The organism is Citrobacter sp. wls708 (assembly GCF_005281255.1).
GTDB lineage: Bacteria > Pseudomonadota > Gammaproteobacteria > Enterobacterales > Enterobacteriaceae > Citrobacter > Citrobacter werkmanii.
On record NZ_SZXE01000043.1, the window covers coordinates 332,499 to 359,053 of the forward strand.

Sequence of the window (26,555 nt, forward strand, 5' to 3'; positions counted from 1 at the left end):
ATCAATTACGATAAAATAACGTCTGGTCATTCGGCTTGTGAGAAGACGATGTACGAACGTTATGCGGGTTTGATTTTTGATATGGATGGCACCATCCTGGATACCGAACCTACGCACCGTAAGGCGTGGCATGAGGTATTGGGCCATTATGGGCTACGGTTTGATGAACAAGCCATGGTTGCCCTCAACGGCTCTCCAACGTGGCGTATTGCCCAGGCGGTGATTGAATTGAATCATGCCGATCTTGACCCCCATGTTTTGGCACGAGAAAAAACGGACAAGGTAAAAAGCATGCTGCTGGATAGCGTCCAGCCTTTACCGTTGGTTGAAGTGGTGAAAGCCTGGCATGGCCGCCGCCCTATGTCGGTAGGGACGGGGAGTGAAAGCGCAATTGCAGAGGCTCTACTCGCTCACCTTGGTCTGCGTCGTTATTTTGATGCTGTGGTGGCCGCCGATCACGTACAACGCCATAAGCCTGCTCCTGATACGTTCTTGCTTTGTGCTGAGCGAATGGGGGTTGTTCCGGCGCGCTGCGTCGTGTTTGAAGATGCCGATTTTGGACTGCAGGCGGCGAGCGCAGCGGGGATGGACGCCGTGGATGTTCGGTTATTGTGAGTGATGGACTATCGCTCCTGTCACTGTTTGCCAGCAGTTTTCTCAGCGCCACGCTATTACCCGGCAATTCTGAAGTTGTTCTGGTTGCTTTGCTGATTTCTGGGGTAAGTCATCCCTGGGTCTTAGTCTTAACAGCAACAATGGGTAATAGCCTTGGAGGGTTAACTAACGTTATCCTTGGGCGTTTCTTTCCATTGCGTAAAACATCGCGCTGGCAAGAGAAAGCCACTGGCTGGCTGCGGCGCTATGGCGCTGTCACACTATTATTAAGCTGGATGCCGGTTGTGGGTGATTTACTGTGCCTGTTAGCTGGATGGATGCGCATCTCGTGGGGCCCAGTTCTCTTTTTCTTATGCCTTGGCAAGGCGTTGCGCTATGTTGTTGTCGCAGCGGTTACGACGCAAGGCATTATGTGGTGGCACTAATTGTGTTGTGAGATAGCCTTCAGGGTAACCAATACCATTATGCTAATTAAAACGATTTTGACAGGCGGGAGGTCAATTTGATCCCGAACGTATCACAGGCGCTGGCCTGGCTGGAAAACCATCCTCAGGCGTTAAAGGGGATTCAACGTGGGCTGGAGCGTGAAACGCTGCGCGTCAATGCTGATGGGTCATTGGCGACGACAGGCCATCCTGAGGTGTTAGGCTCAGCGCTAACACATAAGTGGATAACCACGGACTTTGCCGAAGCGCTGCTGGAGTTTATTACTCCACCTGGCGACGATATTCATAAAATGCTGACGTTCATGCGCGACCTGCATCGTTATACCGCCAGAAACCTGGGCGACGAGCGTATGTGGCCGTTGAGCATGCCTTGCTATATTGCCGACGGTCAGGATATTGAGCTGGCGCAGTACGGTACGTCGAATACCGGTCGTTTGAAAACGCTTTATCGCGAAGGCCTCAAAAACCGTTATGGCGCGTTGATGCAGACCATCTCCGGCGTACATTACAACTTCTCGCTGCCGATGGCTTTCTGGCAGGCGAAATGCGGCGTAACGGACGGTGAAGATGCTAAAGAGAAGATCTCTGCGGGTTACTTCCGTCTTATCCGTAACTATTACCGTTTTGGCTGGGTCATCCCGTATCTGTTTGGCGCTTCTCCGGCCATTTGTTCCTCCTTCCTGCAAGGAAAACCGACCACCCTGCCGTTTGAAAAAACCGACTGTGGAATGTATTACCTGCCGTACGCGACATCGCTGCGTTTGAGCGATTTGGGCTATACCAATAAGTCGCAAAGCAATCTCGGAATTACGTTTAACGATTTGCATGAGTATGTGGCAGGATTAAAGCGTGCGATTAAAACCCCTTCCGAGGAGTACGCGGCGATCGGTCTGGAGAAGGACGGTAAGCGTCTGCAAATTAACAGCAACGTTTTGCAGATTGAAAATGAACTGTATGCGCCTATCCGTCCGAAACGCGTCACTCGTCGTGGTGAAACGCCTTCTGACGCGCTTCTGCGTGGCGGTATTGAGTACATCGAAGTACGTTCACTGGATATTAACCCGTTCTCACCAATCGGCGTAGACGAGCAACAGGTACGCTTCCTCGATCTGTTTATGGTCTGGTGCGCATTGGCCGATGCGCCGGAAATGAGTAGCGATGAGCTGTTATGTACGCGTACTAACTGGAATCGCGTTATTCTGGAAGGGCGTAAGCCTGGCCTGACCTTAGGCATCGGCTGTGAGACAGCGCAGTTCCCACTGCCTGAAGTGGGTAAAGATTTGTTCCGCGACCTGAAACGCGTAGCACAAACGCTGGACAGCATCCACGGGGGAGAGGAGTATCAAAAGGTATGCGACGAGTTGGTCGCCTGCTTTGATAATCCTGAACTGACATTCTCTGCCCGGATCCTACGGTCTATGATTGATGAAGGCATTGGCGGTACGGGCAAAGCGTTGGGTGAGGCATACCGAAACCTTCTGCGCGAAGAGCCGTTGGAAATATTGCAGGAAGAAGAGTTTATTGCTGAAACCGAAGCGTCAAAGCGTCGTCAGCAGGAGATCGAAGCGGCTGATACCGAGCCGTTTAGCGTGTGGCTGGAAAAGCACGCTTGATACAAAAGAAAAAGGCCACTCGGGAGTGGCCAAAATTTCATCTCTGAAAACAGGGATGATGATAACAAATGCGCGTCTTTCATATACTCAGACTCGCCCCGGAACAAAGAGTTCAGATTATTTTTAAAAAATTTATCGGAGGTGGCTAAATGCCGTTGTTAGATAGTTTTACTGTCGATCACACCCGGATGGAAGCTCCCGCGGTCCGGGTTGCAAAAACGATGAACACCCCGCATGGCGACGCAATCACCGTGTTTGATCTGCGTTTCTGCATTCCGAACAAAGAAGTGATGCCTGAGAAAGGTATCCATACGCTGGAACACCTGTTTGCAGGTTTTATGCGTAACCATCTCAACGGTAACGGCGTTGAGATTATTGATATCTCTCCGATGGGATGCCGCACCGGCTTCTACATGAGCCTGATTGGCACGCCGGACGAGCAGCGTGTTGCCGACGCGTGGAAAGCGGCGATGGCTGACGTACTGAAAGTGCAGGATCAAAACCAGATCCCAGAACTGAACATTTACCAGTGCGGCACGTATCAGATGCACTCTCTCAGTGAAGCGCAGGACATTGCCCGTCATATCCTTGAGCACGATGTTCGTGTGAACAGCAATGAAGAGCTGGCACTGCCGAAAGAGAAGCTGCAGGAACTGCATATTTAGTTGTCATGCTGGATGGTGAAGCTCACGCTTCTCATCTGGTCGACAAATAATAGGCGCCAGCCGGTATAAAAAAGCCAGTTCATCTGAACTGGCTTTTTTGATCAATGTGCGCCGCCCGCGCCGCCGCCCGCGCCAAACGGCGGTTTAGCGAACCAGACAAGACCAAGCAGCACCAGGAAGATCCCCGCTGACATCCAGAAGATTTCGTTGGCGGAAATGATCAGCCCTTGATTGGTTATCTGTTGGGCCAGCCAGCCAGAGGCTTGCTCCTTGCTCATCCCTAATCCCTGCAGTTGGTTATACATAGCCTGTGCATTTGGGTTGTAGGGATTAACGGACTCCGTTAACTGCGCATGGTGTAGCGACTCACGGTTAGTCCACATTGTCGTGGTGATGGAGGTTCCGATAGAACCTGCCAGCGTTCGCGTAAAGTTAGACAAGCTGGACGCCGCCGCCAGACGTTCAGGCGGTAAACCGGACAGCGTAATGGTCGTCAGCGGCATAAAGAAGCAGGCTACCGCGAATCCCTGAATAAACTGCGGCCAGGCCGATGCGCCAAAATCCATACCCGGTTCGAACGTCCATGCGCGCCAGTAGAAACAGACGGCGTACATAATAAAACTGAACGTGACCAGACGACGCATATCCAGCTTATGCGCGAAGCGGCCGATTATCGGCGACAGGATCACCGGGATCACCCCAACCGGGGCGGAGGCCAGACCGGCCCAGGTTGCCGTATATCCGTAAACCTCCTGCAATAGCTGCGGCAGCAGGACGATTGCGCCGAAGTAGAGCATATAGGCCAGACTGATACACAAGCAGCCGATGGTAAAGTTTCGCGACTTAAACAGCGAGAGATCGACAATCGGGTGCTCGTCGGTAAGCTCCCAGACGATCAGGAAGCTGATAGCGACAACGGCGACCACCGTCAGGATGATAATCTCCTGTGAGGCAAACCAGTCCAGCTCTTTGCCGCGGTCGAGCATAATCTGCAAGCTACCGATACCAATGACCAGCAATGCCAAACCAATGGCGTCAATGCGTCGCTGCTCGGTTTTGGTTTCTCGCCCGCGTAGAGTTTGCAGAGTCATCAATACCACCGCCGCGCCGATTGGCACGTTGATGAAGAATATCCAACCCCAGTGATAGTTGTCGCTGATATAGCCCCCAAGAATAGGGCCGCATATTGGGGCGACAATCACCGTCATCGACCACAGCGCGAGGGCAATGGAACGCTTGGCGGGAGGATAATTATTCAGCAGCAGGCTTTGCGAAAGAGGAATGAGTGGACCGGCGACAATCCCTTGTACCACGCGGAAGAAAATCAGCATGTTCAGGCTGGTGGACATCCCGCATGCCCATGACGCAATGACGAAGGCAGTCGTTGACCACATGAATAGCCTTACTTCGCCAAAGCGCTTTGCCAACCAACCGGTGATTGGAATTGAGATAGCGTTCGCCACCCCGAATGAGGTGATCACCCAGGTTCCCTGGCTCAGCGAAGAGCCCAGGTTCCCGGCGATAGTAGGGATCGCCACGTTAGCAATGGTGGAGTCCAGCACCTGCATGAATGTCGCCAGAGACAGCGCGATCGTCATAATGACGAGCTGCGCGCCTTCCAGCGGTTTTTGCTGTTGCATCACACGCACCTTTGAATTAGCCCGCGTTGGCCCGCACGATCTCTTCGATCATTTTATTGACCGGAGCAAGGTTGATTTCACGTGCATTACTTTCTGATACCGGCGTGGTGCGGACCTGGCTTGCCAGAATCTGTCCGTCACGATTGGAGGTATCTACCGTAACCAGCGTAGACAAACCGATCCGCAGCGGATGTTGCGCCAGCTGCTGCGCATCCAGTTCGATACGTACCGGCAGACGCTGGACGACTTTGATCCAGTTACCGGTTGCGTTTTGCGCAGGCAGCAGGGAGAAGGCGCTGCCCGTACCCATATCAAGGCCAACAATTTTACCGGTGTATTTCACGTCATCGCCGTAAATATCACTGATAACCGTCGCAGGCTGGCCGATACGCATGTGCGCAAGCTGCGTTTCTTTGAAGTTAGCATCGACCCACAGGTTGGTGGCCGGAACAACTGCCATCAGCGGCGTGGTTGGGCTGATTTGCGCGCCAGGCTGTACGGCACGACGGGAAACATAGCCGGTCATTGGACTGACGATTCTGGTACGTTCCAGCGCCAGCCAGGCGTTGCGCACTTCGGTGGCGGCCTGCTGTACGGCGGGCTGATCTTCCAGCTTGCTGCCGAGAATCATTGCCTGGTTAGCATTATATTGCTGGATAGCGACATCAAGCTGCGCCTGAGCGCTGGCAACGGCATCTCGCGCATGTTGCAGCTCTTCGCGGCCAATCAGGTTGGCGTTGCCCAGCGGGACGCGGCGATTAAAGTCGCTTTGTGCCTGCGCCAGCGCGGTTCTCTGCACTTCAATGCTAGCCTGTAACTGCTTACTGTTGATCATCAGTTGGTGCGTCTGGCGCACGCTGGAAGCCAATGCCGTTTTGGCTTTTTCGAATGCCTGCTTAGCATCCGTCTGATCGAGAGTAACCAGCACATCGCCTTGTTTAACAAAGTCAGTGTTATCAGCCCAGACTTTCGTCACGCTGCCTGATACCTGCGCCATGATCTGAACCTGGTTCCCTGCCACGTACGCATCGTCAGTATCTTCGTAATGACGTAGTACTAAAAACCAATAAATCCCATATGCCACGGCAATGATAATAAAGAGCAAGGTCAGAAGGAGCAGCATACTTTTACGTTTGCCATTCTTCTTAACCGGTTGCTGCGGGGTTTGAGTCTCCGCATTTGCGCTCATGTTGTTCTCCACGATCTTATTTTTTTCACATCGGCTGAGCCGACCTGTTCATCAGAAAGGCCAGCAGTATGCGTGCTGGCCTGTCGGTTTTCATTTATAAATCTGGATTTCTGAGCGAGTCGGCGCGTTAGCGCAGCGCTTCTAATACCGTGCCATCCTGCTCCATCTGGTCAAGACGGGTCAGAAGTTTACGGGTGATTTGCTCAAGCTGATCTTTTTCGGTGGTGCTAAGAGATGACCAGAGTTGATGCAGGCAGTTGTGCTGAGGTGGTAACACCTCTTGCAAAAAAGCATGGCCTTTTTCGGTCAATTGCAGATGCAGACAGCGGCGATCGTTATCGCTTTCGCGACGTTCAATCCAGCCACGTTTTTCTAACTCATCCGCAATGCGGGTAGCGTTAGTCCGTGACGAGCCGAGCGCGCAACTCAGTTCAGAAGGCTGAATACTGTGGTTTTCCTGAGACTCCAGCGTAATCAACGCCATAAACAATGTCTCGTTAATCCCTTGAGCTTTCAGCATCTTATTGCGATTTTCCAGCAGCTTGCCCTGCATGTGCATGCAAAGACGAGTCAGAAGCACTTCCTGATAAGGGAACTCTTCGTAGCGGCTGGCGCGAAATTTTAGCATTTGTTCAATGGGCGTAAACGAACTATCCATTTGGGTATAACCTCATTAATTTCAGCCGATATAGTAACGACAGTGACAAATAAAGTAAATGTATTATTTATTTAAAATGATTGTTTTTGTCTATAAGCCAACCAGCATTTTCCAGGCTAATCCGTAGCCCAGAGCACTCAGTAAGGTCGGAATGATGATGCTGCGGGTCTTATAGAAGCTTGCGCCCAGTATGACAAACCCTACCAGCGTAGGCACGAACCGACGAGCATCGTGCATCACTTCTGGCGCGGTAGACACCACCAACAGGGCGCAAATTGATGCAATGCCAATGGTGTCAAGTAATATGCCCGTCGCACCGCGTCTTGTCGGGCGAACATTCCCTACCCCAAGACGGAGCGGTAAATAGCGAAAGCAATAATTCACGCCGCCGACCAGCAGGCCGAGCAGTAAAACTTCATAGCTCATCAGGTCCTCCCTGCCAAAATGACTGGAGCAGCGCGGTCAGGCATCCACAGATGATGCCCAAAAGGATGGCAGCAGGGATAGAAAAGAGTATTACCCCGGCCAGTGCGCCAGCCAGTGCGGCAGTCACGCAGAGCGCCTGTTGACGCTGGAAAGAGGCGAGCAGGAAACTCATAAATAGCGCCGGAAGCATGAAGCCCAGTGCCGCTTCAACCGCGGGATAATCTTTGAGTAAACCACTACCGGAAAACGCGCCGATCACTGTGCCGAATACCCAGGAAGCCCAGGAACATAGCGCAATGCCAATCATCCAGTTTTCACTCCAGCGCCGATTATCCCGGACCAGTTTAGCCGTTGCGGCGGCAAAGACTTCATCGGTGAGGCCAAAGGCCCACAGCGCGCTTTTGGGTTTGTTCAGGCGCTGTGTGATACGGCTGCGCAGGGAGGGACCGTATAAAACATGGCGGATATCCATAGCCATAACGGTCAGTGCGGCGACCCACAGAGAACTGCCTGCGGCAAGCATGGTGGTAATGACAAACTGGCTGGCTCCCGCATAGATAATGCAGGAGAAAAAGACGCTTTCGACCGGCGTAAAGCCAAGGCGAGTAGCATTTAGACCAAATGCAAAAGCGACCGGAATATAGCTGATAACTATCGGCAGACTGTCTTTGAATCCTTCCGTTAACGTCGCCGAACGGGATCCGGACTGGGGTATAGGGCTTTCCATAGGGTTATAGGTTTCATTACCGAAATTAATATAACTTGGTTCAATGAGTTATAACCTTAGCAGACTGATGGGCTCCTTAACACCCTGAGGAGCCCAATCAGCGGTAAACAAGCGCTATACGCTTAATTTACGGCTTCCTGACGGTGAAAACCTCGCCACCAGACCAACAGGTTGAGTACGGCAACGGTCGTACCCGCCAGACAAACGCCAGCCCAACCGGCATGTTGCCAGGCGGAGGCCGAAATCAACGAACCAGCGGCCCCGCCAATAAAATAGCTGGTCATGTAGCCGGCGGTCAGACGGTTACGTGCATCCGGATGAATGCGATAGATAACCGTCTGGTTAGTGATATGCACCCCCTGAACGGTGAGATCCAGAACCAGAATACCGATAATCAGCATTGGCACCGAAGTATGTCCGAGCCAGATAGCCAGCCACGAGAGCAACAGTAACAACAGGCCAACGGTAGTGGTGAGATGTGATTTCCCTTTATCGGCAAAACCACCCGCCGGGCGTGCGCCTAACGCCCCCGCGGCTCCCGCCAGACCGAACAGACCGATCATCCCTTCAGAATAGTTAAACGGCGGCGCGGCGAGCAAAAATGCCATTGAGGTCCACAGAATGCTGAAGTTGGCGAAAGTCAGGCAACCCAGCATTGCGCGGGTACGCAGCAATTTATCATGGGTAAACAGGCTGAATACGGAACCTAACAGCTGCGGATAGTTAAGATGGGTATCTGATTTCATCTTCGGCAGACCGCGCCACAGCGCAATCGCCATCAATGCCATCAGTATCGATGCCACCCAAAATACGGTGCGCCAACCGCCAAGGTTCGCCAGTAACCCGGCTACGGTACGCGCCAGCAGAATACCCAGCAACAGGCCGCTCATAATCGTCCCGACGACTTTCCCGCGCTTGTCCGGGGTGGCAAGCGTTGCCGCCAGTGGAACCAGGATCTGCGCCACTACCGAGAACAGTCCGGTCAGGGCGGTGCCGAGGATCAGCATGCCCAACGACTGGCTGCTGGCGGTAATCAGCATGCCGCCAGCAGCCAGCAGCGTCATGGAGACAATCAACATCCGTCGCTCAAACATATCGCCAAGCGGTACCAGGAATAGCAAACCTGCGGCATAGCCGAGCTGGGCCGCGGTGACGATAAATCCCGCTGTACTGGCAGACAGTGAGAAGTTGCGGGCGATGGTGTCGAGCAGCGGTTGCGCGTAATAGTTACTGGCGACGGCAAGGCCGGTGGCGATAGACATTAACAGGATCAGCGAAGGGCTAAGTCCCTGAGTGGTTTTCGTCATGGTTTTCAACTGAATAATGGGTTGCAGAAAACAATCATAACGGAAGTGATTAACTGTTGCTGATTTGTTGGGTGATGGATTGTGCGGTTTAGGTGGGATAGAGGGAAACAGGCCGGATAAGCGTTAGCGTATCCGGCAATGGTGCGGTTACTGTGCCTGATGGCGCTATGCTTATCAGACCTGCGAGTGGGTTATTTCTGCGCAGCCAGCGCTTCGTTCACCCAGCCGTCAAACTGCTGCTGGTGGGCTTTGATCCAGCCGTCTACGTGACCCTGAACATCGGCTTCAGACGCTTTACCATCATGCATCATCGCGTTCTGTGCGTTGATATCCGCCAACGGTAATTTCATGATAGCGAACAGTTTCGCTGCCGCCGGATTTTTCTCCGCCCAGGCTTTGTTGGCGACGATGTGCATGGTGTTCACCGGGAAGCCGTAGTTAGCGCCGTTTGGCAATTTGGTATCGATATCTTTCTGCTCACCCGGCAGGGAAGAGAACGGTACCTGCAACCAGACCACATCTTTGCCCGGCTTCATCACGTCGCTGACCCAGTACGGCGTCCAGGTGTAGTAAAGAATGGGTTTGCCTTCTTTAAAGCGGGTGATGGTGTCTGCCATCATCGCCGCATAGTTACCGTGGCTGACCTCGACCGTTTTTTCCAGATCGAAGGCTTTGTTCTGGTGGTTGATCACCGCTTCACAGCCCCAGCCTGGCGAACAGCCCATCATATCGGCTTTGCCGTCGCCGTTGGTGTCAAAAATTTTGGCGATCTTGGGATCTTTTAACTGGGCGATGTTGGTGATTTTGTACTGCTCAGCGGTTTTTTTGTCGATCAGATAACCCTGTGCGGCACCCGTAACGAATACCCCCTCGCGATAAAACTTTTTGTCTCCGCCCGCCGCGGCGTACATATCATCATGCAGCGGCTGCCAGTTCACGGCGGTAAAAGTTGCATCGCCAGAGGCAATGGAGGTATAGCCGACGTTATAGTCAACTTCGCTGGTTTTGTTAACGGTGTAACCCAGTTTCTCCAGCGCGCGGGCAACCAGCTGCGTCTGGAAGGATTCTTCAGAGATAGTGCTCTGGATTGGCTGGACGGTAATGCCTTTGCCCGGCAGGTCGGCAGCGAAAGTGCTGGTGGAGACAAGGGTGGCAAACGCTGTGGCAATAATAACTTTCTGTCGCATCGTTGTTCCTTAATTATTGGAGGGACGTGTAGGCCCGGTAAGCGCAGCGCCACCGGGCAACGGGTGTATTACTTGGTGAAAGGGCGAGTGATAAGCCCAACGGGACCGGTGGTGTACCAGCGACGGTTACCCCGGCTACGCGAATCGCGACCAACGGCCTGCGTCAGGCGATCCAGGATGATGGCGAGGATCACAATCCCAACGCCACCAACCGTGGCTAATCCCATATCCAGACGACCAATTCCGCGCAGAACCATCTGACCCAATCCGCCAACGGCAATCATCGAGGCGATGACCACCATCGAGAGCGCCAGCATCAGCGTTTGGTTAACCCCGGCCATAATCGTGGGCATCGCCAGCGGGAGCTGCACTTTAAACAGCATCTGACGCGGGCTGGCGCCAAACGAGCGCGAGGCTTCAATCAGGTCGGCCGGCACCTGGTTAATCCCCAGAATGGTCAGACGGACGATTGGCGGCAGGGCGAAGATAATCGTCACCACTACGCCCGGGACGTTACCAATACCGAACAACATGACAATCGGCACCAAATACACGAAAGCGGGGGTGGTTTGCATCGCATCCAGCAGCGGACGAACAATCTTTGCCGCCCGAGGGCTGCGCGCCAACCAGATGCCCATCGGCAGACCGATCACCACACAGAACAGTAATGCGGTCAGCACCAGCGCCAGCGTGATCATCGCTTGCGACCACGCGCCAATGGCGCCGATAGCAATCAACGAAATCAGCGTCGCGACACCCATTCCAACGCCGGAAATCTGCCAGGCGATCAGGGCGAACAGGATAATCGCCACGGGGGCTGGCATACCTAACAGCATTTGTTGGAAGCCGTTGAGAATGTAATCCACTGGTACACGGATGCCCTGGAAGACCGGACGAAAATGGGTCACCACCCAGTCGATCCCCTCGGTGACCCAACTGTCCAATGGGATCAGCGTCTTATGGAACGGATCCATAATATTGAAATGCTCTGGTGCCGGCGTGGGCGCGCTGGTCAGCCAGTCTGCGCTACCGCCGTCAGTAGGCGCGGAGGATGGTGTGCTCCACGCATCGGCGGTTTGTGCGGCGCTATCGGCCGCTGGTGTGGTATCCCACGGATTAGTTTGATCAGCCATTGTTTGCCCCCTCACGATCTAAAGCCTGTAACAGCATGCGTTTTGAAATAACGCCCACATACTGCTGTTCCTCGTCAACTACCGGTACCGCGCACGGTGCCTGGCCGACATGAGAAAGCAACTCGCTGAGAGGAGTTTGTGCATCGACAGCCAGCGGTTCATTGATCAACGCCGCTTCAATACCTTGCGCCTGACTAAGCGCGGTTTTTAGTGAGTCGATAGAGACGACGCCGACGAATTTATTGCCACGTTCGATCACGTAACCATATTCGCGATCTTTGTCCTGCAATAATTGCAGCGCCGAACGAGGGCCTACACCGGGTGTTTTACGAATTAAACCTTCGGGGCTACGGCGGGAAATATCTTTCGCGCTGAACACCTGGCTAATATCAACGCCGCGGAAGAAGGTGCGTACATAATCATTAGCCGGATTATTCAGGATTTCATCCGGTGTACCGACCTGTACTACTTCACCGTTTTGCATAATGGCAATTCTGTCGCCAATACGCATAGCTTCGTCGAGATCATGGGAAATAAAGACCACGGTGCGTTGATGCTTCGCCTGGAGTTTTACCAGTTCATCCTGCATCTCGGTACGAATTAATGGATCGAGGGCTGAGAAGGCCTCATCCATTAATAAGATGTCAGGATTAATGGCTAATGCGCGGGCAAGGCCTACACGCTGGCGCATCCCCCCGGAAAGTTCATCCGGGTAGCTGTGAGCGTAATTCTCCAGACCGACCTGACGTAGCGCATCCAGCGCCTTTTCGCGACGTTCATCCGCGGCGACGCCGGCTAATTCCATGCCGAATGCCGTATTGTCCAGCACCGTCATATGCGGCATCAGGGCAAAGGACTGAAAGACCATCGCAATCTTTTTTCTGCGCACCTCGCGGAGTTCGGCATCGGAGATCCGGGCGATATCTACGCCGTCGATCAGTACCTGTCCGCGGGTGGGTTCAATCAGGCGATTGAGAAGGCGTACCATTGTGGATTTACCCGAGCCGGATAATCCCATGATGACAAATATCTCGCCTTCTTCAATGGCCAGACTGGCGTCTTTAACGCCAAGCGATAGCCCTGTTTTCTCCAGAATTTGCTCTTTTGTAAGTCCTTTTTCAATATATTTGAACGCTCTCTGAGGATGCTCGCCAAATATCTTATAGAGGTTCTTCACTTCTAATTTAATTGCCATGCAATAGAATGATTCCTGTTATTTGTTTATATCGATATGTTACCTGATGGAAATAGTGACCTTTTTCTACCCTAACATACTGAGAATCTGAGACAACCCTGAATTTAGTTGTGGCATGAATATTGCCGAAGGTCAGTCGGCGGGATTTCCCGTGATATAAGGGCTGAGCGTGAATGTGCGTTAACTGATATTTTTTGTAAACGCCAATGAAAAAGCGCCTGAATTGGTGTAATGCAGGCGAATAATGCGGCTGATATTGAGTGTAGATCACACAATTATAATTGCACGATAAAAGTGTGATCCTGTTAAAATATTACCGCGAAAAATGTACGGTATTTCCTGTGAAAATGAGAGTTAAAAATTCCAGTCGTCGTCTTCGGTTTCGATAGCTTTACCCATCACATAAGATGAGCCAGAACCTGAGAAGAAATCGTGGTTTTCGTCTGCGTTGGGCGACAGCGCGGCAAGGATTGCCGGGTTAACCTCCGCCATTTCTGACGGGAATAACGCCTCATAACCCAAATTCATTAATGCCTTATTGGCGTTGTAACAAAGGAAGGCTTTGACGTCATCCACCCAACCGGTTTCTGCATACAATTCTTCTGTATAACGCGCTTCGTTATCATACAACTCCATGAGTAGGTCGAGGGCAAAATTCTTTAACTCCTCGCGTGCGGATTCGGAAATATGCTCCAGGCTTTTTTGAAATTTATAACCAATGTAATACCCATGGACCGCTTCATCACGAATGATCAGACGAATGAGATCGGCGGTATTAGTCAGTTTGCCGCGGCTGGAGAAATACATCGGCAACCAGAAGCCGGAATAGAACAGGAATGATTCCAGAAACACGCTGGCAATCTTCTTGTGCAACGGATTATCGCTGGCGTAATGGGCCAGAATAATCTGCGCCTTACGTTGGAGCGGGATATTTTCCTCACTCCAGGCGTAGGCGGCATCCACATCTTTGGTCTGGCAAAGCGTGGAGAAAATAGAGCTGTATGAGCGGGCGTGAACGGCTTCCATAAAGCTGATATTCGACAGCACCGCTTCTTCGTGTGGGGTTAATGAATCCGCCATTAGCGCTGGCGCACCGGCAACATTCTGAATGGTGTCGAGTAGCGTTAGCCCGGTAAAAACGCGGATAGTTAACTGCTGCTCGGCAGCGCTCAGCGTTTGCCAGGACGGGACGTCGTTGGAAAGCGGAACTTTTTCCGGTAGCCAGAAGTTACTGGTCAGGCGATTCCATACCTCCAGGTCTTTATCATCATCAATCTTGTTCCAGTTGATGGCGCTCACGCGGGATAATGTCATGATCTCCTCCTTACAGCGCGCATGACACGCAACCTTCGATTTCGGTCCCTTCCAGCGCCAGCTGACGCAGTCGGATGTAGTACAGCGATTTAATGCCCTTACGCCAGGCGTAGATCTGCGCTTTGTTAATATCGCGGGTAGTGGCGGTATCGGGGAAAAAGAGCGTCAGCGACAGTCCCTGATCGACATGGCGCGTCGCTTCAGCATAGGTATCGATAATTTTTTGTGGGCCAATCTCGTAGGCATCCTGATACAAGGCCAGATTCTCATTGGTCATAAAAGGAGCTGGGTAGTACACGCGCCCGGTTTTGCCCTCTTTGCGAATTTCCACTTTTGACACGATCGGGTGAATACTTGACGTCGCATGGTTGATGTAGGAAATAGAGCCGGTTGGCGGAACTGCCTGTAAATTCTGGTTATAAATGCCGTAGCGCATGACATCTTCACGCAACTGCGCCCACATCTCACGCGTCGGCAGCGTAATGCCGCTGGCGGCAAACAGTGCGCGAACTTTGTCGGTTTTTGGCTGCCAGTCACCCTGCAGATACTGGCTAAAATACTCGCCGCTGGCGTAGCGAGACTGCCTGAATCCAGCAAAGGCTTTACCACGCTCGCGGGCGAGCTTCATTGACGTATTCAGCGCATGCCAGGTGATGGTGTAAAAGTAGATATTGGTGAAATCCAGCCCTTCCGGCGAGCCATAGGCGATGCCTTCCCGCGCCAGATAGCCATGCAGGTTCATCTGACCAAGACCAATCGCGTGCGATGCGCTGTTTCCGGCTGCAATCGAGGGCACGCTGCGAATATGACTCATGTCCGAAACGGCGGTTAAGCCGCGAACCGCCGTTTCCACGGTACGACCAAAATCCGGGGAATCCATGGTATGGGCGATATTCAGCGAGCCGAGGTTGCAGGAGATATCGTGTCCGGTCTGCGCGTAGTTGAGATTTTCATCGTAGGTGGAGGCGCTGTTAACCTGCAAAATTTCGGAGCACAGATTGCTCATGTTAATACGACCTGCAATCGGATTCGCGCGATTCACCGTATCTTCAAACATGATGTAAGGGTAGCCGGACTCAAACTGGATCTCAGCCAGCCGCTGGAAGAAATCGCGGGCGTTAATGTATTTTTTGCGCACGCGTCCATCGGCAAGCAGTTCGTCATAGCGTTCACTGACGGCGATATCGCCGAACGCTTTGCCGTAAATGCGTTCCACGTCATAGGGCGAGAACAGCGCCATGTCGGCATTCTCTTTGGCCAGTTTAAAGGTAATGTCCGGGATCACTACGCCAAGCGACAGGGTTTTGATACGGATTTTCTCGTCGGCGTTTTCACGTTTGGTATCCAGAAAACGCAAAATGTCCGGATGATGCGCGTGCAAATACACCGCGCCCGCGCCCTGACGCGCGCCGAGTTGATTGGCATAAGAAAACGCATCTTCCAGCATTTTCATTACCGGGATCACGCCGGATGACTGGTTTTCAATGCGTTTAATCGGCGCACCTGCTTCGCGCAGGTTAGAGAGCAAAAACGCTACGCCGCCGCCGCGTTTGGAAAGTTGCAGCGCAGAGTTAACCGCCCGGCCAATGGACTCCATGTTGTCTTCAATGCGTAACAGGAAGCAGGAAACCAGCTCGCCGCGCTGCTGTTTGCCGCAGTTTAAGAAGGTTGGCGTGGCGGGCTGAAAGCGCCCGGAGAGCATTTCATCGCTAAGCTGCATGGCGAGCATTTCATCGCCTTGCGCCAGCGTGAGCGCCACCATCGTGACCCGATCCTCAAAATCTTCGAGATAGCGCTTACTGTCGAACGTTTTCAGCGTATAGCTGGTGTAGAACTTCCATGCGCCGAGGAACGTCTGGAACCGGAATCCGCTGGCGTGGGCGTGAGCAAAGAGCTTTATTACAAATGCGCGATCGTAACGGCTTAATACGCTTTCGTCGTAGTAGCCTTCAGCAACCAGCGTTTCCAGGCGCTCCTGCTGGCTGGCAAACGTCAGCGAGTTGGGGCGGACGTGGGCGGCAAAGAAAGCCTCCACCGCCTCATGGTCTTTGTCGAACTGAATGCGTCCAGCTTTATCGTACAGATTCAGCATGGCGTTCAGGGCGTGATAATCCAGCGTTGGCTGGGTTATGCGTTCTGCGGTTGTCGTTGCCAAAATTCACTCACTCCTTGTCGAACGTTGTCGATATCGCTTTGGGTGCCCATCAGCTCAAAGCGCCAGAGCCACGGCACGCCGCATTTTTGTGAGATGACTTCACCCGCGCGGCCATAGGCTTCACCGAAATTGCGATTGCCGGAAGCAATCACCCCACGGATTAACGCCCGGTTGTGCGGATCGTTTAAAAAGCGGATCACCTGTCTCGGAACCGCGCCTGCCGTTCCGCCGCCGCCGTAGGACGGCACGATTAAGATGTAAGGTTCGTCGACCCGGATCCGCTCGCGTTCATTAAGCGGAATGCGGATGGCAGGCAGCCCCAGACGCTGGATAAAGCGGTGCGTATTTTCGGAGCTGCTGGAGAAGTAGACGAGCTGACTCATGCGCTGGCCATATGGGGTTGTGGGCGCAGACGGTTGATCATGTCCGGGCGAAACCCGGACCAACTGGTTTCCCCGGCGACAACGACCGGTAACTGACGAAAGCCTTGATCGCGCAGGCTGTCAGCCAGAGCGGGCTGCAAATCAATATTTACCATCTCAAAGTCAAACCCGCGGCTTTCCATTGCCCGCTTAGTGGCGTGGCACTGAACACAGTTATTACGAGTGTAAATAATAATACGCATGATTCGTATTTCCATTTGTAGATAAAAGATCGACGCGATTGATAGCGTCGGATTGTAGGTGTCTTGATAGGAGTGATACTAGATGTAGTTTTAAAAATATTCAACCATACAAGATATGGTAATTTTAGATTGATGAAGGGCAGAATGATGAGCGTGACGGGGGCTGGGATGTGTAGCATGACGGGGGGGCGGAGGGCGACGCGTCGCGTCTTATCCGGCCTACAGGAGAACACATCCCAGGCCGGAGAAAGCATTTATGCCGCCATCCGGCAGGGCAGAATTACATGCGCATCCCAACCGCCAGGCGGTTGAAGCAGTTCATCAGGCTGATGGCAAACGTCAGATCGCTGATTTCTTTCGCGCTAAAATGGTCGAGCAGCGGCAGATAAACATCATCTTCCGCGTGGGTGCTGGCGATATGAGTGACCGATTCGGCCCATGCCAGCGCCGCACGTTCCTGTTCACTGAAGTGGTGGCTCACTCGCCAACCTGCCAGCGCGTCGAGTTTGGCCTGCGCAACGCCTGCTTTGCGCAACGCCTTACTGTGCATTTCCAGGCAAAATGCGCAGCCGTTGATTTGCGAGACCCGCAGGTAAACCAGTTCCGTCAGCGTAGGTTCCAGTGCGCAATTTTCCAGCGCTTTGCTGGCCTGAACCAGAGCGTTATAGATTTCAGGACTGAGTTCATAATAGGGCTGGCGTAACATTGTCATGGTATTTCTCCTCGTTTGGATAACCCGCAATGTAGCACTATAATGGACTGCTACAGAGAGCCATATTTTTGCAAAAAAAGCAGACCATAAATGCCGCGCTATCAACAAATCGCCCGCCAGTTAAAAAATGCCATTGAGACAGGTGAACTCAAACCAGGCGCAAGATTGCCCTCCAGCCGGACGTGGTCCCAGGAACTCGGCGTTTCGCGTTCGACGGTGGAACATGCCTATGCCGAGCTGGTGGCGCAGGGCTGGCTGGCTCGACGTGGGCAGGCGGGAACTTTTGTCAGTGAGCAGTTGCGACCAGAGACCGCGCCTGCGGCTCCCGCTATCTTCGCAGGAGAAAATCCCAGACCCCAACCTTTTCAGATGGGGCTACCCGCACTCGATCTCTTCCCGCGTGAAGTATGGGCGCGGGTGATGGGCCGACGTTTACGCACCCAAACGCGTTTTGATCTGGCGGTGGGGGAGGTTTGCGGCGAAAGGGTGCTGCGTCAGGCGATTGTTGATTACCTGCGCGTTTCACGCAGCATTGAGTGCCAGCCGGAGCAGGTTTTTATCACCTCTGGCTATGCGGCATCGATGACGTTAATTCTGCGCGCGCTGTCTCAACCCGGTGAAGGGATGTGGGTCGAAGATCCCGGGTTTCCGTTGATCCGACCGGTGGTGGCTCAGGAGCGAATTGCGCTGATGCCGGTTCCTGTTGATGCCAATGGTCTGGATGTCTGCGCTGGGATCCGCGATTACCCGCAGGCGCGCTTTGTTTTGCTTACACCCGCGCATCAAAGCCCGCTGGGTGTGGCCCTTTCATTGGAGCGTCGCCATCAGTTGCTGGAGTGGGCGGCCCGCACCCAGGCATGGATTATTGAAGATGACTATGACAGTGAATTTCGCTACCACGGTAAACCGTTGCCGCCGTTGAAAAGCCTGGATGCGCCGCTGCGGGTGATTTATGCCGGAACGTTCAGTAAATCAATGTTTCCTGCGCTACGCACGGCATGGCTGGTGGTGCCCATGACTCAGGTCGAGCATTTTCGCCAGCAGGTGGCGCTAGCGGCCTGTAGCGTTCCGGTTTTATGGCAACAAACGCTGGCGGATTTTATGCGCGAGGGGCACTTCTGGCGGCACTTAAAACGCATGCGTCAACATTATGCCCAGCGACGCCAGTGGATGGTAAATGCCCTGACCGAACACGGTTTTAACGTGCTCCCGCAAGAGGGGGGGATCCAACTGGTGATGAGTGTAGACGCAGACGATGTTGCGTTAGTACGTAAAGCGAATCGGGCAGGTCTGGCCGTACAGGCCTTGAGCCAGTGGCGTATAACGCCGAACGGACAAGGGGGAATATTATTGTCATTTACCAATATTAGCTCAGCGGAAATGGCGCAGCAGGCGGCCTATCAATTGCGGCAGGCGCTGACATAAATCTGCACGGTTCTTAAGATATTCGTCCCACCGTCTTCACTCGTTTATGGACTTTTCTGAAAGCGTTGCTAATGCTGAATCAGGTAAGGTAAGCCCGCAGTAAAAGATAACGAGGAAAATAATATGTATTTACGACCTGATGAGGTGGCGCGCGTACTTGAAAAAGTGGGCTTTACCGTTGATGTAGTGACGCCGAAAACGTACGGCTATCGACGTGGTGAAAATTATGTGTACGTTAACCGGGAAGCACGTATGGGACGTACCGCATTAGTCATCCATCCCACGCTTAAAGAGCGCAGCTCTTCACTGGCGGAACCTGCGACAGACATTAAAACCTGCGATCACTACCAGCAATTCCCGTTGTATTTAGCCGGAGAGACCCATGAGCATTATGGTATTCCGCACGGCTTCAGTTCGCGTATTGCACTTGAGCGTTATCTGAGTGGGTTATTTGGCGACGTTAACGCTAACTAATAACGCGACTGGCAGGGCCAGTCGCGAAGAGGCGTGTCAGGCTTTAGCCTGGTGATAGCTGCTGACCTTAAACAGGCGGCGGCAATAATCAAGGAAGTAGCCGTATACTGCGCCCATCAGCATCGATACCACGATGTTCGAACTTACCGCAGCCGTAATCTGGTGCCAGTCCGCGCCAACCGTCAACAGAATAATCACGTAAACCGGCGACTGGAAGGTGACATAAGCCAGCACGTCCGCCAGGTTTTTTGCCCATCCTGCCTGCGTGGCTTTACGTGCCGCGCGCATAAACAAATCACGGTACATGCCGTATGGCCAGGCGATCAGAATATTGACAGGGATGGCCACCAGTCTGGAGTACAGTGACTGTTCAAAGCTCATTCCAGAAAGGAATATCTCGATCAACATGTTCACGACAGAACAATAAACAACCATCGCGAACGTGTCTGCTACAGCATGACGCAAGCGTGACTGCGGAGAGAACATGTTAATGCTCCTTGTAAAAAGGGGAAAAAAGGTTTTGAATACCTTCACTGCTAGTGATTTGTCTTGCTGCTTTCGCGTTTCAATAGGATATCTGCCTGGATAATAACTAGCAACTAGCTTAAAATTTTTATTTATTGCCTTTTTGTCGATAAAATGCTCTGCATTGGTTTGATTTTTGTTCGTTTTGGTGTTTTCGTTGTTCTGCTGATTAAAAGTATTTTATATCAATAGGTTATGAAGACTTGTTTTTCTGAATTTTTTGCGCTCCTTTTCTGAAAGTTGACTGATGTTCAGAATGTGCGCGTGCCGGCCCTGGGCAATAAAGTGATGTGTTTATCAGACGATGCGCTGAGAGGTCATGCGAGTATATTTACAGTGACTATCCTGGGAATATAAAATATTTGATGTCAGGTTTCAGGATAGCCATTTAAATAACGGGATTGGCTATTTGTTTTATAATCTGCGAAAAAATTAGACTGGAAAAATAATAATCAGTTGCATACAATATTTAGCGTGATACCATTTTTACGTTAAAGAGGTTTTGTTAATATGAGTTCAATGTTAAAAAACTTAAATAATATCCGCTCGCTGCGTGTAATGGCACGTGAATTTTCCGTTGATGTGCTGGAAGATATGCTCGAAAAATTCAGAGTAGTGACTAAAGAACGCCGCGATGAAGAAGAACAGCTACAGCGCCAACGTGCAGAACAGCAGGAAAAAATTAATAATTTGCTGGCCCTGATGCAGGCCGATGGGATCAATCCGGAAGAGCTGCTGAGTATGACCCCAGCGACGTCGCGGGCAGTCAAAAAACGTCAACCACGCCCGGCGAAATATCGTTTTACCGATTTCGACGGTGAAACAAAAACATGGACCGGACAAGGTCGGACACCAAAGCCAATTGCCCAGGCGCTGGCTGCCGGTAAATCTCTTGATGACTTTTTAATCTAATTATAAATGCGGTGAGGGTGACCTCACCGCCTGTTTTCAGCAAACGCCGAAATCACCGTCTTCGGTATATCGCGTCACGTCAGCTGCTTTCAGTGTGAATTTTTCACCGCTTTCATTACTGGCTTGTACCGCCACAATTTGATCTTCGTTGACTTCGACAACTTTCAGTTTAGGTCCGCCCATGCGTGGTTGAACCAGATCGCCAGGTTTAAACATATTGCGCTCCTTTATTTATCGCACAACTCACCATAGATCACGTCAATCGACGGGTACAGCGCTGTTTCAGGTATTACCGCTTAATGAGTACGCCGGTTCCAGGGCATTTTGTCCAGCAACCGCGCCATGCCGCAAAAGCCGGTTAGGCCAGCGAGTATCAGCCCGGCACCCACAAAACCGCTCAGCAGGAAGAAGGCGCTGTTGACGGCGTATCCGAGAATGACGCCGAGTAAGGCAAGGCTACCTGCGGCTATCTGCACCTGACGCATCAGCGGCAGTGGTTGTGAACTGTCTTTTGCCACGGGTAAACCTGCGGCTTTCCAGCCATCGATTCCACCTTCCAGCAACCAGACCTGCGCAGGCGCGGCAATGGCGCTGAGTTTGTTCGCTGCATTTTGTGTGCGTTTGCCTGACTGGCAGTGAAAAATCACCTGCTCGGCGCGTAAATTCGCAGGCAACGATCCCTGCTCAAGCGTGGGTAACGGTGCCAGATGCGCCTCAGGAATATGCTCGTGCAGATACTCGTCGGCATCGCGGATATCAATCAGTTTCGCGCCTTGCGCGACCAGCGTCTGCGCCTCGCGCGGGGAAATCTTCCCAATGGTCATGATGGCTCCTTATGGGCAATACAGTGTTTTTAATGTGGCGATCAGCGAATTCACAGCCGCATTTTTAATGGAATAAAGGATGCGCTGGGCATCGCGCTGGCTGTCTATCAGACCTTCTTCACGCATACGCGCCAGATGCTGGGACGTGGCGGAAGGACTCAGTCCGGTAGCGCGTGCTAACTCGCCCGCGCTGGTACCGGGCGAACCGCAGAGCATGCACAAAATCAGCAACCGCTTCGGGTTACTCATCGCTTTAAGCAAAGCGGCAGCCTGTTCAGCGCTGGCCTGGAGTTGTTCAAGTTCAGTCATATGTATTTAAGCATAATCTAAATTAAGCAAATTCTAAAATAAAAAGCCAGCGTACGCCAGCGTAAAGAGCGTAAAGGAGGGTAAAACAGCAGGGGAAGGCTGGCGGATTTGAGTAGAATGGCTACTCTTAGAGATAAAATCTCTTTTTAAACAATGATTAACTTTTTGCTTGTAGGGAGTGTGTATGGGTTTCTGGAGAATCGTTTTTACTATTATTCTGCCCCCGCTTGGCGTACTGCTGGGAAAAGGATTCGGCTGGGCGTTTATCCTTAATATCGTTCTGACGCTGCTGGGCTACATTCCTGGTTTGATCCACGCCTTCTGGGTACAGACGCGTAATTAATACTTCCTTTCATAAACGGCGCATTTGCGCCGTTTTCTTTGCCGTCCTCTCTCCTCTGCTACACTTCCTGGTGTTGCTTGTTAATAACCGAGGTGGATATGGGACTCTTCAATTTTGTGAAAGATGCAGGTGAAAAACTTTGGGATGCGGTCACCGGAAATCATGACACGGCCGATCTGGCGAAGAAGGTGCAGGAACACCTGAATAAAACCGGCATCCCTGATGCAGATAAGGTGAACGTGCAAATTAACGAAGGCAAGGCCACCGTTTCTGGCGATGGATTAAGCCAGGAAGCGAAAGAGAAAATCCTGATTGCGATTGGTAATATCTCCGGTATCGCCAGCGTGGACGATCAGGTTAAAACCTCTGCACCCGCGAGTGAAAGCCAGTTTTATACCGTGAAAGCGGGCGATACCCTGAGCGCTATTGCCAAACAGGTTTACGGTAACGCTAACCTGTACAATAAAATATTCGAAGCGAATAAACCGATGCTGAAAAGCCCGGATAAAATTTATCCCGGGCAGGTGTTACGTATTCCGGAAGAATAATGATGTGCGGGTTTATTCCGTCAGCAGCTTGCCGGACATCGCCTGTTGAATAATTGGAATCGGCGTCAGCAGGTGCTGGCGCATTAATTCGCTGGCGCGCACGGCATCGCGTGCCAGAATCGCTTCGGTCAGCGTTTGATGCTGATCGTGTTTATCTTCCAGCATCTCGACTGACAGCACCGTTTTACGTAGCCAGATAAACCGGTAACGTGCCGCTAAATCAAACAATCGTTCGCGCATTTGCAGCAGATATTGGGAACCGCAGCCGGCGACAATCGCCGAGTGAAATGCCTGATGGCGCTGATCCCATTCATCAAGCATCTGTTCACTGGCGTCCACAGCTTCAAGCTTACTGAGCATATGCGCCCGTGCCAGAATCTCCGCTTCCCAGGCGTCGTCGCCGCGTTCGATGGCCAGTGCGACCAGCATGGCCTCCATATTGGCGCGGGCATCGAAAATATCGAGCAATTCCTGCTCGGACATCGGGGCGACACGATACCCTTTCTGATTAACCACCGTGACCAGTCGCTCCGCCACCAGCTGTGAAAGCGCTTCGCGCAGCGGTCCTACGCCAAGCTCATAGCGCGAGGTCAGCAGGCTCATACGCAGTTTCTCATCAGGCTGATAAATACCGCGGATGATGTCGTTCTTGAGCCAGCGGTATCCATCAATGGCCGTCGGTTGGGGAATGGCGGTCATGGTCTTACTCCTGAATAAATGTCCCGGCGTGTGCCGGGAACAGATTTAATGCGTATTTTGCAAGGGTGCTTTTTGCCACGATAGCAGTTTTTTCCAGCGTGCCATAATGGGCACCGTGCAAATAATTCCTATGGCTAACAACCCGGTAGAGATAACCTCCAGCTGTTGCGCCGGGCGAAAGAGCATAACCACCAGCACAAAGATAATAAAGGCGATAACCAGCCAGGTCAGCCACGGATAAAGCCACATTTTCAGTTTAATTTCACCGCCTCGCGCCAGCAGAATTTTGCGCATCCGCAGTTGGGAAATCGCGATCACCAGATAAACCAACAGGGCGATGGCGCCGGAGCTGTCGATCAGGAATTTAAACACTTTGGCCGGGGCGTAATAGTTGACCACCACGGTGAGGAATGCCGCCCCCGTAGACAGCAACACCGCCACGTAAGGCGTTTTACTGCGGTTAGTTTTCCCCATAAAGGCGGGGGCATCGCCACGACGGCTCAGGGAATAGAGCATACGGGATGAGGTATACAGCGCGGAGTTCAGGCAACTGGTCACCGACAACAAAATGACGAAGTCCATGATCAACTTCGCGTGTGGGATATGCAATAACTCCAGTACCGAGCGGTAAGAACCCACTTCTTTTAGCCCCGGCATGTTCCATGGGATCAGTGCCACCACCACGAAAATGGAGCACAGATAGAAGATGGAGATACGCCAGATAACCGAGTTGGTGGCGCGGACGATGTGTTTATCCGGGGTATCGGACTCGGCGGCGGCGATGGTAACAATCTCTGCACCCATAAAGGAGAACATGGTGATCAGCATCGCGCTGAGTACGGCGCCAAAACCGTTCGGCATAAAGCCGCCCTGATCCCACAGGCGTGAAACGCCGCTAACCTCAGCATAAGGATAGAAACCGCTAATCGCCACCGCGCCGAGGACAATAAACGCCAGAATGGCAATCACTTTGCACAGCGCCAGCCAGAATTCGAATTCACCGTAATTTTTGACGCTCAGCAAATTACTGCCGGTTAATGCCAGCGTGATAACCAGAGAAAATAACCAGACAGGTATGCCTGGGATCCAGGAATGCAGAATGATGGCGGCAATATTGGCCTCCAGTGGGATAACCAACACCCAGAACCACCAGTACAACCAGCCGATGGTATAACCTGCCCATGGGCCAATGGCTTTATCGGCGTAGGTGGAGAAGGAGCCGGTATCCGGGGTGGCGACGGCCATTTCGGCCAGCATGCGCATAATCATCACCACCAACAGTCCGGCAAACAGATAAGCTAATAATACCGCGGGACCGGCTTCTGCAATCGCCACGCTTGAACCTACGAATAAACTCGCGCCGATAACCCCGGCAATAGACAGCATGGTGACGTGGCGTGATTTCAGCCCGCCCCCTAAATCATGTGATTGTGACACTTGCCCCATCTTGTAAACCTCTCGAAAGTATTTCACTTGGGAGAGCACCCCGGCATTCCCGCGCCGGGGCACGCGTATTATTGTTATTGACCCTATGTGCCGGATGGCGGCTCCGCCTTATCCGGCCTACGGATTGCTTTTTTGTATAGTTAGCCCTGCTTCGCCTCAGCAAAACACTGGGCGATGATATCCAGCCCCTGGCGAATTTGCGCATCTTCAATGGTCAGCGGGACAAGGATGCGCAACACGTTGTAGTAAGGCCCGCAGGAGAGCAGGATCAGCCCTTTATCACGCGCGCGCGCCACCACTTCCGCGGTTAGCTTGGCGTCTGGTTTCGTATGGTCGCCGTCTTCGAACAGTTCGATGGCGATCATCGCCCCCAGCCCACGCACGTCGCCAATTTCGCGATGCGTTTCGGCGATAGCCAGCAGGCCTTCGCGCAGGGTTTGCCCCAGTTCGTTGGCCTTTTGCAGCAGATTTTCCTGCTCGAAAATGTTCAGCACCGCCAGCGCGGCGGCACAGGCAATCGGGTTACCGGCATAGGTACCGCCCAGGCCCCCCGGCGGGATAGCGTCCATGACGTCGGCGCGACCGGTTACCCCTGCCAGCGGGAAGCCGCCAGCGATAGATTTGGCGAAGGTGGTAAGATCGGGCGCAACGCCCATCTGCTCCATGGCGAACAGCGTACCGGTGCGGCCCGCGCCGCTCTGCACTTCATCGGCAATCAGCATGATCCCGTGTTCGTCACAAATGGCGCGCAGACGCTGCATAAATGCTGGGGTGACCGCGTAAAAACCGCCTTCGCCCTGGACGGGTTCAATGACGATGGCGGCAACGTCTTCCGGCGCGGCATCATTTTTGAAGATGCGGTGAATACTGGCGATAGCATCATCTTCACTGATGCCATGCAGCGGGCAAGGAAAAAGTGCGCGATAAACATGGCCCGGCATCAGCCCCATTCCGGCGGAGTACGGGTTGACTTTCCCGGTCAGCGACAGGGTGTAGTGGGTACGGCCATGATAAGCGCCGCTGAAGGCGATCGTACCTGTACGTTTGGTGGCGGCGCGGGCAATTTTCACCGCGTTTTCCACGGCTTCAGAACCGGTGGTCACCAGCAGGGTTTTCTTGGCGAAATCGCCCGGCACTTTCTTGTTCATGATTTCGCACAGCTCCAGGTAGGGCTCATAGGCCAGCACCTGGAAGCACGTATGCGACAGTTTTTTCAACTGCGCTTCTACCGCAGAGACAATCTGCGGGTGCAGGTGACCGGTATTCAGCACCGCAATACCGCCAGCAAAATCGAGGAATTCGCGGCCTTCAACGTCCCAGACCCGGCAGTTTTCTGCCCGCTCGGCAAAAATAGGGTGGATCTGTCCTACGCCACGGGGAACGGCGTTGCTGCGACGTTGCATGAGTTCTTTGTTGGTGCTCATCAGGTGTTCTCCAGTATTT

Annotated in this window: 30 protein-coding genes; 9 read left to right on the forward strand and 21 right to left on the reverse strand. The window is 52.7% G+C overall.

The window, feature by feature from the left end:
* Positions 1-48: 48 nt before the first annotated feature.
* From yqaB to luxS, 4 genes are all read left to right on the forward strand, one after another.
* Positions 49-615 (forward strand): fructose-1-phosphate/6-phosphogluconate phosphatase, encoded by a 567-nt coding sequence (gene yqaB / locus FDW97_RS22810; RefSeq protein ID WP_085048878.1) that lies wholly within the window; start codon positions 49-51, stop codon positions 613-615.
* Entirely contained in the window at positions 612-1,040 is a 429-nt protein-coding gene (locus tag FDW97_RS22815) for a YqaA family protein (RefSeq protein WP_038633018.1), read from the forward strand. Before yqaB ends, FDW97_RS22815 begins: the two co-directional genes overlap by 4 nt.
* Before the next feature lie 77 nt (positions 1,041-1,117).
* Positions 1,118-2,674: a glutamate--cysteine ligase gene (gshA, locus tag FDW97_RS22820; protein ID WP_038633015.1), complete on the forward strand. Its 1,557-nt coding sequence runs from the start codon at positions 1,118-1,120 to the stop codon at positions 2,672-2,674.
* Positions 2,675-2,823: 149 nt separating this feature from the next.
* Positions 2,824-3,339, forward strand: coding sequence for an S-ribosylhomocysteine lyase (gene luxS / locus FDW97_RS22825; RefSeq protein WP_006687194.1), 516 nt, complete (start codon positions 2,824-2,826; stop codon positions 3,337-3,339).
* A 101-nt stretch (positions 3,340-3,440) separates the two neighbouring features.
* Here luxS and emrB read toward each other — a convergent pair whose 3' ends face one another.
* The 14 genes from emrB to FDW97_RS22895 form a co-directional block, all read right to left on the reverse strand.
* Positions 3,441-4,979, reverse strand: coding sequence for a multidrug efflux MFS transporter permease subunit EmrB (emrB, locus tag FDW97_RS22830; protein ID WP_069324580.1), 1,539 nt, complete (start codon positions 4,977-4,979; stop codon positions 3,441-3,443).
* Between the two features lie 16 nt (positions 4,980-4,995).
* A complete protein-coding gene (gene emrA, locus FDW97_RS22835; RefSeq protein WP_085048879.1) occupies positions 4,996-6,168 on the reverse strand; it encodes a multidrug efflux MFS transporter periplasmic adaptor subunit EmrA in 1,173 nt (390 codons plus the stop codon).
* Positions 6,169-6,295: 127 nt separating this feature from the next.
* The gene (gene emrR / locus FDW97_RS22840) at positions 6,296-6,826 is read right to left on the reverse strand and encodes a multidrug efflux transporter EmrAB transcriptional repressor EmrR (protein ID WP_042313109.1); all 531 of its coding nucleotides are present in this window, start codon (positions 6,824-6,826) and stop codon (positions 6,296-6,298) included.
* Between the two features lie 90 nt (positions 6,827-6,916).
* Positions 6,917-7,252 carry an L-valine transporter subunit YgaH gene (ygaH, locus tag FDW97_RS22845; protein WP_137351658.1) on the reverse strand — a complete coding sequence of 112 codons (336 nt, stop codon included), beginning with the start codon at positions 7,250-7,252 and terminating at the stop codon, positions 6,917-6,919.
* Positions 7,242-7,979: an AzlC family ABC transporter permease gene (locus FDW97_RS22850; protein WP_069324583.1), complete on the reverse strand. Its 738-nt coding sequence runs from the start codon at positions 7,977-7,979 to the stop codon at positions 7,242-7,244. The genes ygaH and FDW97_RS22850 overlap by 11 nt, the downstream gene beginning before the upstream one ends.
* A 122-nt stretch (positions 7,980-8,101) precedes the next feature.
* Positions 8,102-9,286, reverse strand: coding sequence for an MFS transporter (locus tag FDW97_RS22855; RefSeq protein ID WP_038633000.1), 1,185 nt, complete (start codon positions 9,284-9,286; stop codon positions 8,102-8,104).
* Positions 9,287-9,477: 191 nt separating this feature from the next.
* Positions 9,478-10,473, reverse strand: coding sequence for a glycine betaine/L-proline ABC transporter substrate-binding protein ProX (gene proX / locus FDW97_RS22860; RefSeq protein ID WP_003825976.1), 996 nt, complete (start codon positions 10,471-10,473; stop codon positions 9,478-9,480).
* A gap of 68 nt (positions 10,474-10,541) precedes the next feature.
* Positions 10,542-11,606: a glycine betaine/L-proline ABC transporter permease ProW gene (gene proW / locus FDW97_RS22865; protein ID WP_121529461.1), complete on the reverse strand. Its 1,065-nt coding sequence runs from the start codon at positions 11,604-11,606 to the stop codon at positions 10,542-10,544.
* The gene (gene proV, locus FDW97_RS22870) at positions 11,599-12,801 is read right to left on the reverse strand and encodes a glycine betaine/L-proline ABC transporter ATP-binding protein ProV (RefSeq protein WP_038632990.1); all 1,203 of its coding nucleotides are present in this window, start codon (positions 12,799-12,801) and stop codon (positions 11,599-11,601) included. The genes proW and proV overlap by 8 nt, the downstream gene beginning before the upstream one ends.
* Positions 12,802-13,155: 354 nt before the next feature.
* On the reverse strand, positions 13,156-14,115 hold the full coding sequence (gene nrdF / locus FDW97_RS22875; RefSeq protein ID WP_137351659.1) for a class 1b ribonucleoside-diphosphate reductase subunit beta: 960 nt from the start codon (positions 14,113-14,115) through the stop codon (positions 13,156-13,158).
* A gap of 10 nt (positions 14,116-14,125) precedes the next feature.
* Complete coding sequence (gene nrdE, locus FDW97_RS22880; RefSeq protein WP_137351660.1) at positions 14,126-16,270, reverse strand: class 1b ribonucleoside-diphosphate reductase subunit alpha; 2,145 nt, start codon at positions 16,268-16,270, stop codon at positions 14,126-14,128.
* The gene (gene nrdI / locus FDW97_RS22885; protein WP_038632982.1) at positions 16,243-16,653 is read right to left on the reverse strand and encodes a class Ib ribonucleoside-diphosphate reductase assembly flavoprotein NrdI; all 411 of its coding nucleotides are present in this window, start codon (positions 16,651-16,653) and stop codon (positions 16,243-16,245) included. Before nrdI ends, nrdE begins: the two co-directional genes overlap by 28 nt.
* Positions 16,650-16,895 carry a glutaredoxin-like protein NrdH gene (gene nrdH / locus FDW97_RS22890; RefSeq protein ID WP_137347534.1) on the reverse strand — a complete coding sequence of 82 codons (246 nt, stop codon included), beginning with the start codon at positions 16,893-16,895 and terminating at the stop codon, positions 16,650-16,652. The genes nrdI and nrdH overlap by 4 nt, the downstream gene beginning before the upstream one ends.
* A 280-nt stretch (positions 16,896-17,175) precedes the next feature.
* On the reverse strand, positions 17,176-17,607 hold the full coding sequence (locus tag FDW97_RS22895; protein ID WP_038632976.1) for a carboxymuconolactone decarboxylase family protein: 432 nt from the start codon (positions 17,605-17,607) through the stop codon (positions 17,176-17,178).
* A 90-nt stretch (positions 17,608-17,697) separates the two neighbouring features.
* Here FDW97_RS22895 and FDW97_RS22900 point away from each other — a divergent pair, with 90 nt between their 5' ends.
* Both FDW97_RS22900 and FDW97_RS22905 read left to right on the forward strand, forming a co-directional pair.
* A complete protein-coding gene (locus tag FDW97_RS22900) occupies positions 17,698-19,032 on the forward strand; it encodes a PLP-dependent aminotransferase family protein (RefSeq protein ID WP_137351661.1) in 1,335 nt (444 codons plus the stop codon).
* 123 nt (positions 19,033-19,155) lie between these two features.
* Positions 19,156-19,506: a DUF2002 family protein gene (locus tag FDW97_RS22905; protein ID WP_038632969.1), complete on the forward strand. Its 351-nt coding sequence runs from the start codon at positions 19,156-19,158 to the stop codon at positions 19,504-19,506.
* 36 nt (positions 19,507-19,542) lie between these two features.
* Here FDW97_RS22905 and alaE read toward each other — a convergent pair whose 3' ends face one another.
* A complete protein-coding gene (gene alaE / locus FDW97_RS22910) occupies positions 19,543-19,992 on the reverse strand; it encodes an L-alanine exporter AlaE (RefSeq protein ID WP_003037259.1) in 450 nt (149 codons plus the stop codon).
* Between the two features lie 549 nt (positions 19,993-20,541).
* Between alaE and stpA the strand changes: the two genes are divergently transcribed.
* Complete coding sequence (gene stpA / locus FDW97_RS22915) at positions 20,542-20,943, forward strand: DNA-binding protein StpA (RefSeq protein ID WP_038632963.1); 402 nt, start codon at positions 20,542-20,544, stop codon at positions 20,941-20,943.
* 36 nt (positions 20,944-20,979) lie between these two features.
* On the opposite strand, the gene FDW97_RS22920 is transcribed toward stpA, so the two are convergent.
* The 3 genes from FDW97_RS22920 to FDW97_RS22930 form a co-directional block, all read right to left on the reverse strand.
* The gene (locus FDW97_RS22920) at positions 20,980-21,159 is read right to left on the reverse strand and encodes a hypothetical protein (protein ID WP_038632960.1); all 180 of its coding nucleotides are present in this window, start codon (positions 21,157-21,159) and stop codon (positions 20,980-20,982) included.
* A gap of 80 nt (positions 21,160-21,239) precedes the next feature.
* Complete coding sequence (locus FDW97_RS22925; RefSeq protein WP_038632958.1) at positions 21,240-21,767, reverse strand: rhodanese family protein; 528 nt, start codon at positions 21,765-21,767, stop codon at positions 21,240-21,242.
* A 9-nt stretch (positions 21,768-21,776) separates the two neighbouring features.
* Complete coding sequence (locus tag FDW97_RS22930) at positions 21,777-22,076, reverse strand: helix-turn-helix transcriptional regulator (RefSeq protein WP_006687216.1); 300 nt, start codon at positions 22,074-22,076, stop codon at positions 21,777-21,779.
* A gap of 184 nt (positions 22,077-22,260) precedes the next feature.
* Here FDW97_RS22930 and FDW97_RS22935 point away from each other — a divergent pair, with 184 nt between their 5' ends.
* Together FDW97_RS22935 and lysM are read left to right on the forward strand one after the other, a co-directional pair.
* Positions 22,261-22,419, forward strand: a complete 159-nt coding sequence (locus FDW97_RS22935; protein ID WP_038632951.1) for a YqaE/Pmp3 family membrane protein — start codon at positions 22,261-22,263, stop codon at positions 22,417-22,419.
* 98 nt (positions 22,420-22,517) lie between these two features.
* Positions 22,518-22,967: a peptidoglycan-binding protein LysM gene (gene lysM / locus FDW97_RS22940; protein WP_038632949.1), complete on the forward strand. Its 450-nt coding sequence runs from the start codon at positions 22,518-22,520 to the stop codon at positions 22,965-22,967.
* A 12-nt stretch (positions 22,968-22,979) separates the two neighbouring features.
* Here the strand turns inward: lysM and csiR are convergent, their stop codons facing one another.
* The 3 genes from csiR to gabT all read right to left on the reverse strand — a co-directional run bounded on the left by csiR (position 22,980) and on the right by gabT (position 26,536).
* Positions 22,980-23,666 carry a DNA-binding transcriptional regulator CsiR gene (csiR, locus tag FDW97_RS22945; RefSeq protein ID WP_038632944.1) on the reverse strand — a complete coding sequence of 229 codons (687 nt, stop codon included), beginning with the start codon at positions 23,664-23,666 and terminating at the stop codon, positions 22,980-22,982.
* Between the two features lie 45 nt (positions 23,667-23,711).
* Positions 23,712-25,112 (reverse strand): GABA permease, encoded by a 1,401-nt coding sequence (gene gabP / locus FDW97_RS22950; protein WP_069324592.1) that lies wholly within the window; start codon positions 25,110-25,112, stop codon positions 23,712-23,714.
* A 140-nt stretch (positions 25,113-25,252) separates the two neighbouring features.
* Positions 25,253-26,536: a 4-aminobutyrate--2-oxoglutarate transaminase gene (gene gabT / locus FDW97_RS22955; RefSeq protein ID WP_038632940.1), complete on the reverse strand. Its 1,284-nt coding sequence runs from the start codon at positions 26,534-26,536 to the stop codon at positions 25,253-25,255.
* Positions 26,537-26,555: the final 19 nt, after the last annotated feature.

Bases quoted from the DNA above. Each gene is read 5' to 3' on its own strand.
- yqaB (WP_085048878.1), top strand. From the start codon at position 49: ATGTACGAACGTTATGCGGGTTTGATTTTTGATATGGATGGCACCATC.
- luxS (WP_006687194.1), top strand. From the start codon at position 2,824: ATGCCGTTGTTAGATAGTTTTACTGTCGATCACACCCGGATGGAAGCT.
- emrB (WP_069324580.1), bottom strand. From the start codon at position 4,979: ATGCAACAGCAAAAACCGCTGGAAGGCGCGCAGCTCGTCATTATGACG.
- emrA (WP_085048879.1), bottom strand. From the start codon at position 6,168: ATGAGCGCAAATGCGGAGACTCAAACCCCGCAGCAACCGGTTAAGAAG.
- emrR (WP_042313109.1), bottom strand. From the start codon at position 6,826: ATGGATAGTTCGTTTACGCCCATTGAACAAATGCTAAAATTTCGCGCC.
- ygaH (WP_137351658.1), bottom strand. From the start codon at position 7,252: ATGAGCTATGAAGTTTTACTGCTCGGCCTGCTGGTCGGCGGCGTGAAT.
- FDW97_RS22850 (WP_069324583.1), bottom strand. From the start codon at position 7,979: ATGGAAAGCCCTATACCCCAGTCCGGATCCCGTTCGGCGACGTTAACG.
- FDW97_RS22855 (WP_038633000.1), bottom strand. From the start codon at position 9,286: ATGACGAAAACCACTCAGGGACTTAGCCCTTCGCTGATCCTGTTAATG.
- proX (WP_003825976.1), bottom strand. From the start codon at position 10,473: ATGCGACAGAAAGTTATTATTGCCACAGCGTTTGCCACCCTTGTCTCC.
- proW (WP_121529461.1), bottom strand. From the start codon at position 11,606: ATGGCTGATCAAACTAATCCGTGGGATACCACACCAGCGGCCGATAGC.
- proV (WP_038632990.1), bottom strand. From the start codon at position 12,801: ATGGCAATTAAATTAGAAGTGAAGAACCTCTATAAGATATTTGGCGAG.
- nrdF (WP_137351659.1), bottom strand. From the start codon at position 14,115: ATGACATTATCCCGCGTGAGCGCCATCAACTGGAACAAGATTGATGAT.
- nrdI (WP_038632982.1), bottom strand. From the start codon at position 16,653: ATGAGTCAGCTCGTCTACTTCTCCAGCAGCTCCGAAAATACGCACCGC.
- nrdH (WP_137347534.1), bottom strand. From the start codon at position 16,895: ATGCGTATTATTATTTACACTCGTAATAACTGTGTTCAGTGCCACGCC.
- FDW97_RS22895 (WP_038632976.1), bottom strand. From the start codon at position 17,607: ATGACAATGTTACGCCAGCCCTATTATGAACTCAGTCCTGAAATCTAT.
- FDW97_RS22900 (WP_137351661.1), top strand. From the start codon at position 17,698: ATGCCGCGCTATCAACAAATCGCCCGCCAGTTAAAAAATGCCATTGAG.
- FDW97_RS22905 (WP_038632969.1), top strand. From the start codon at position 19,156: ATGTATTTACGACCTGATGAGGTGGCGCGCGTACTTGAAAAAGTGGGC.
- alaE (WP_003037259.1), bottom strand. From the start codon at position 19,992: ATGTTCTCTCCGCAGTCACGCTTGCGTCATGCTGTAGCAGACACGTTC.
- stpA (WP_038632963.1), top strand. From the start codon at position 20,542: ATGAGTTCAATGTTAAAAAACTTAAATAATATCCGCTCGCTGCGTGTA.
- FDW97_RS22920 (WP_038632960.1), bottom strand. From the start codon at position 21,159: ATGTTTAAACCTGGCGATCTGGTTCAACCACGCATGGGCGGACCTAAA.
- FDW97_RS22925 (WP_038632958.1), bottom strand. From the start codon at position 21,767: ATGACCATTGGGAAGATTTCCCCGCGCGAGGCGCAGACGCTGGTCGCG.
- FDW97_RS22930 (WP_006687216.1), bottom strand. From the start codon at position 22,076: ATGACTGAACTTGAACAACTCCAGGCCAGCGCTGAACAGGCTGCCGCT.
- FDW97_RS22935 (WP_038632951.1), top strand. From the start codon at position 22,261: ATGGGTTTCTGGAGAATCGTTTTTACTATTATTCTGCCCCCGCTTGGC.
- lysM (WP_038632949.1), top strand. From the start codon at position 22,518: ATGGGACTCTTCAATTTTGTGAAAGATGCAGGTGAAAAACTTTGGGAT.
- csiR (WP_038632944.1), bottom strand. From the start codon at position 23,666: ATGACCGCCATTCCCCAACCGACGGCCATTGATGGATACCGCTGGCTC.
- gabP (WP_069324592.1), bottom strand. From the start codon at position 25,112: ATGGGGCAAGTGTCACAATCACATGATTTAGGGGGCGGGCTGAAATCA.
- gabT (WP_038632940.1), bottom strand. From the start codon at position 26,536: ATGAGCACCAACAAAGAACTCATGCAACGTCGCAGCAACGCCGTTCCC.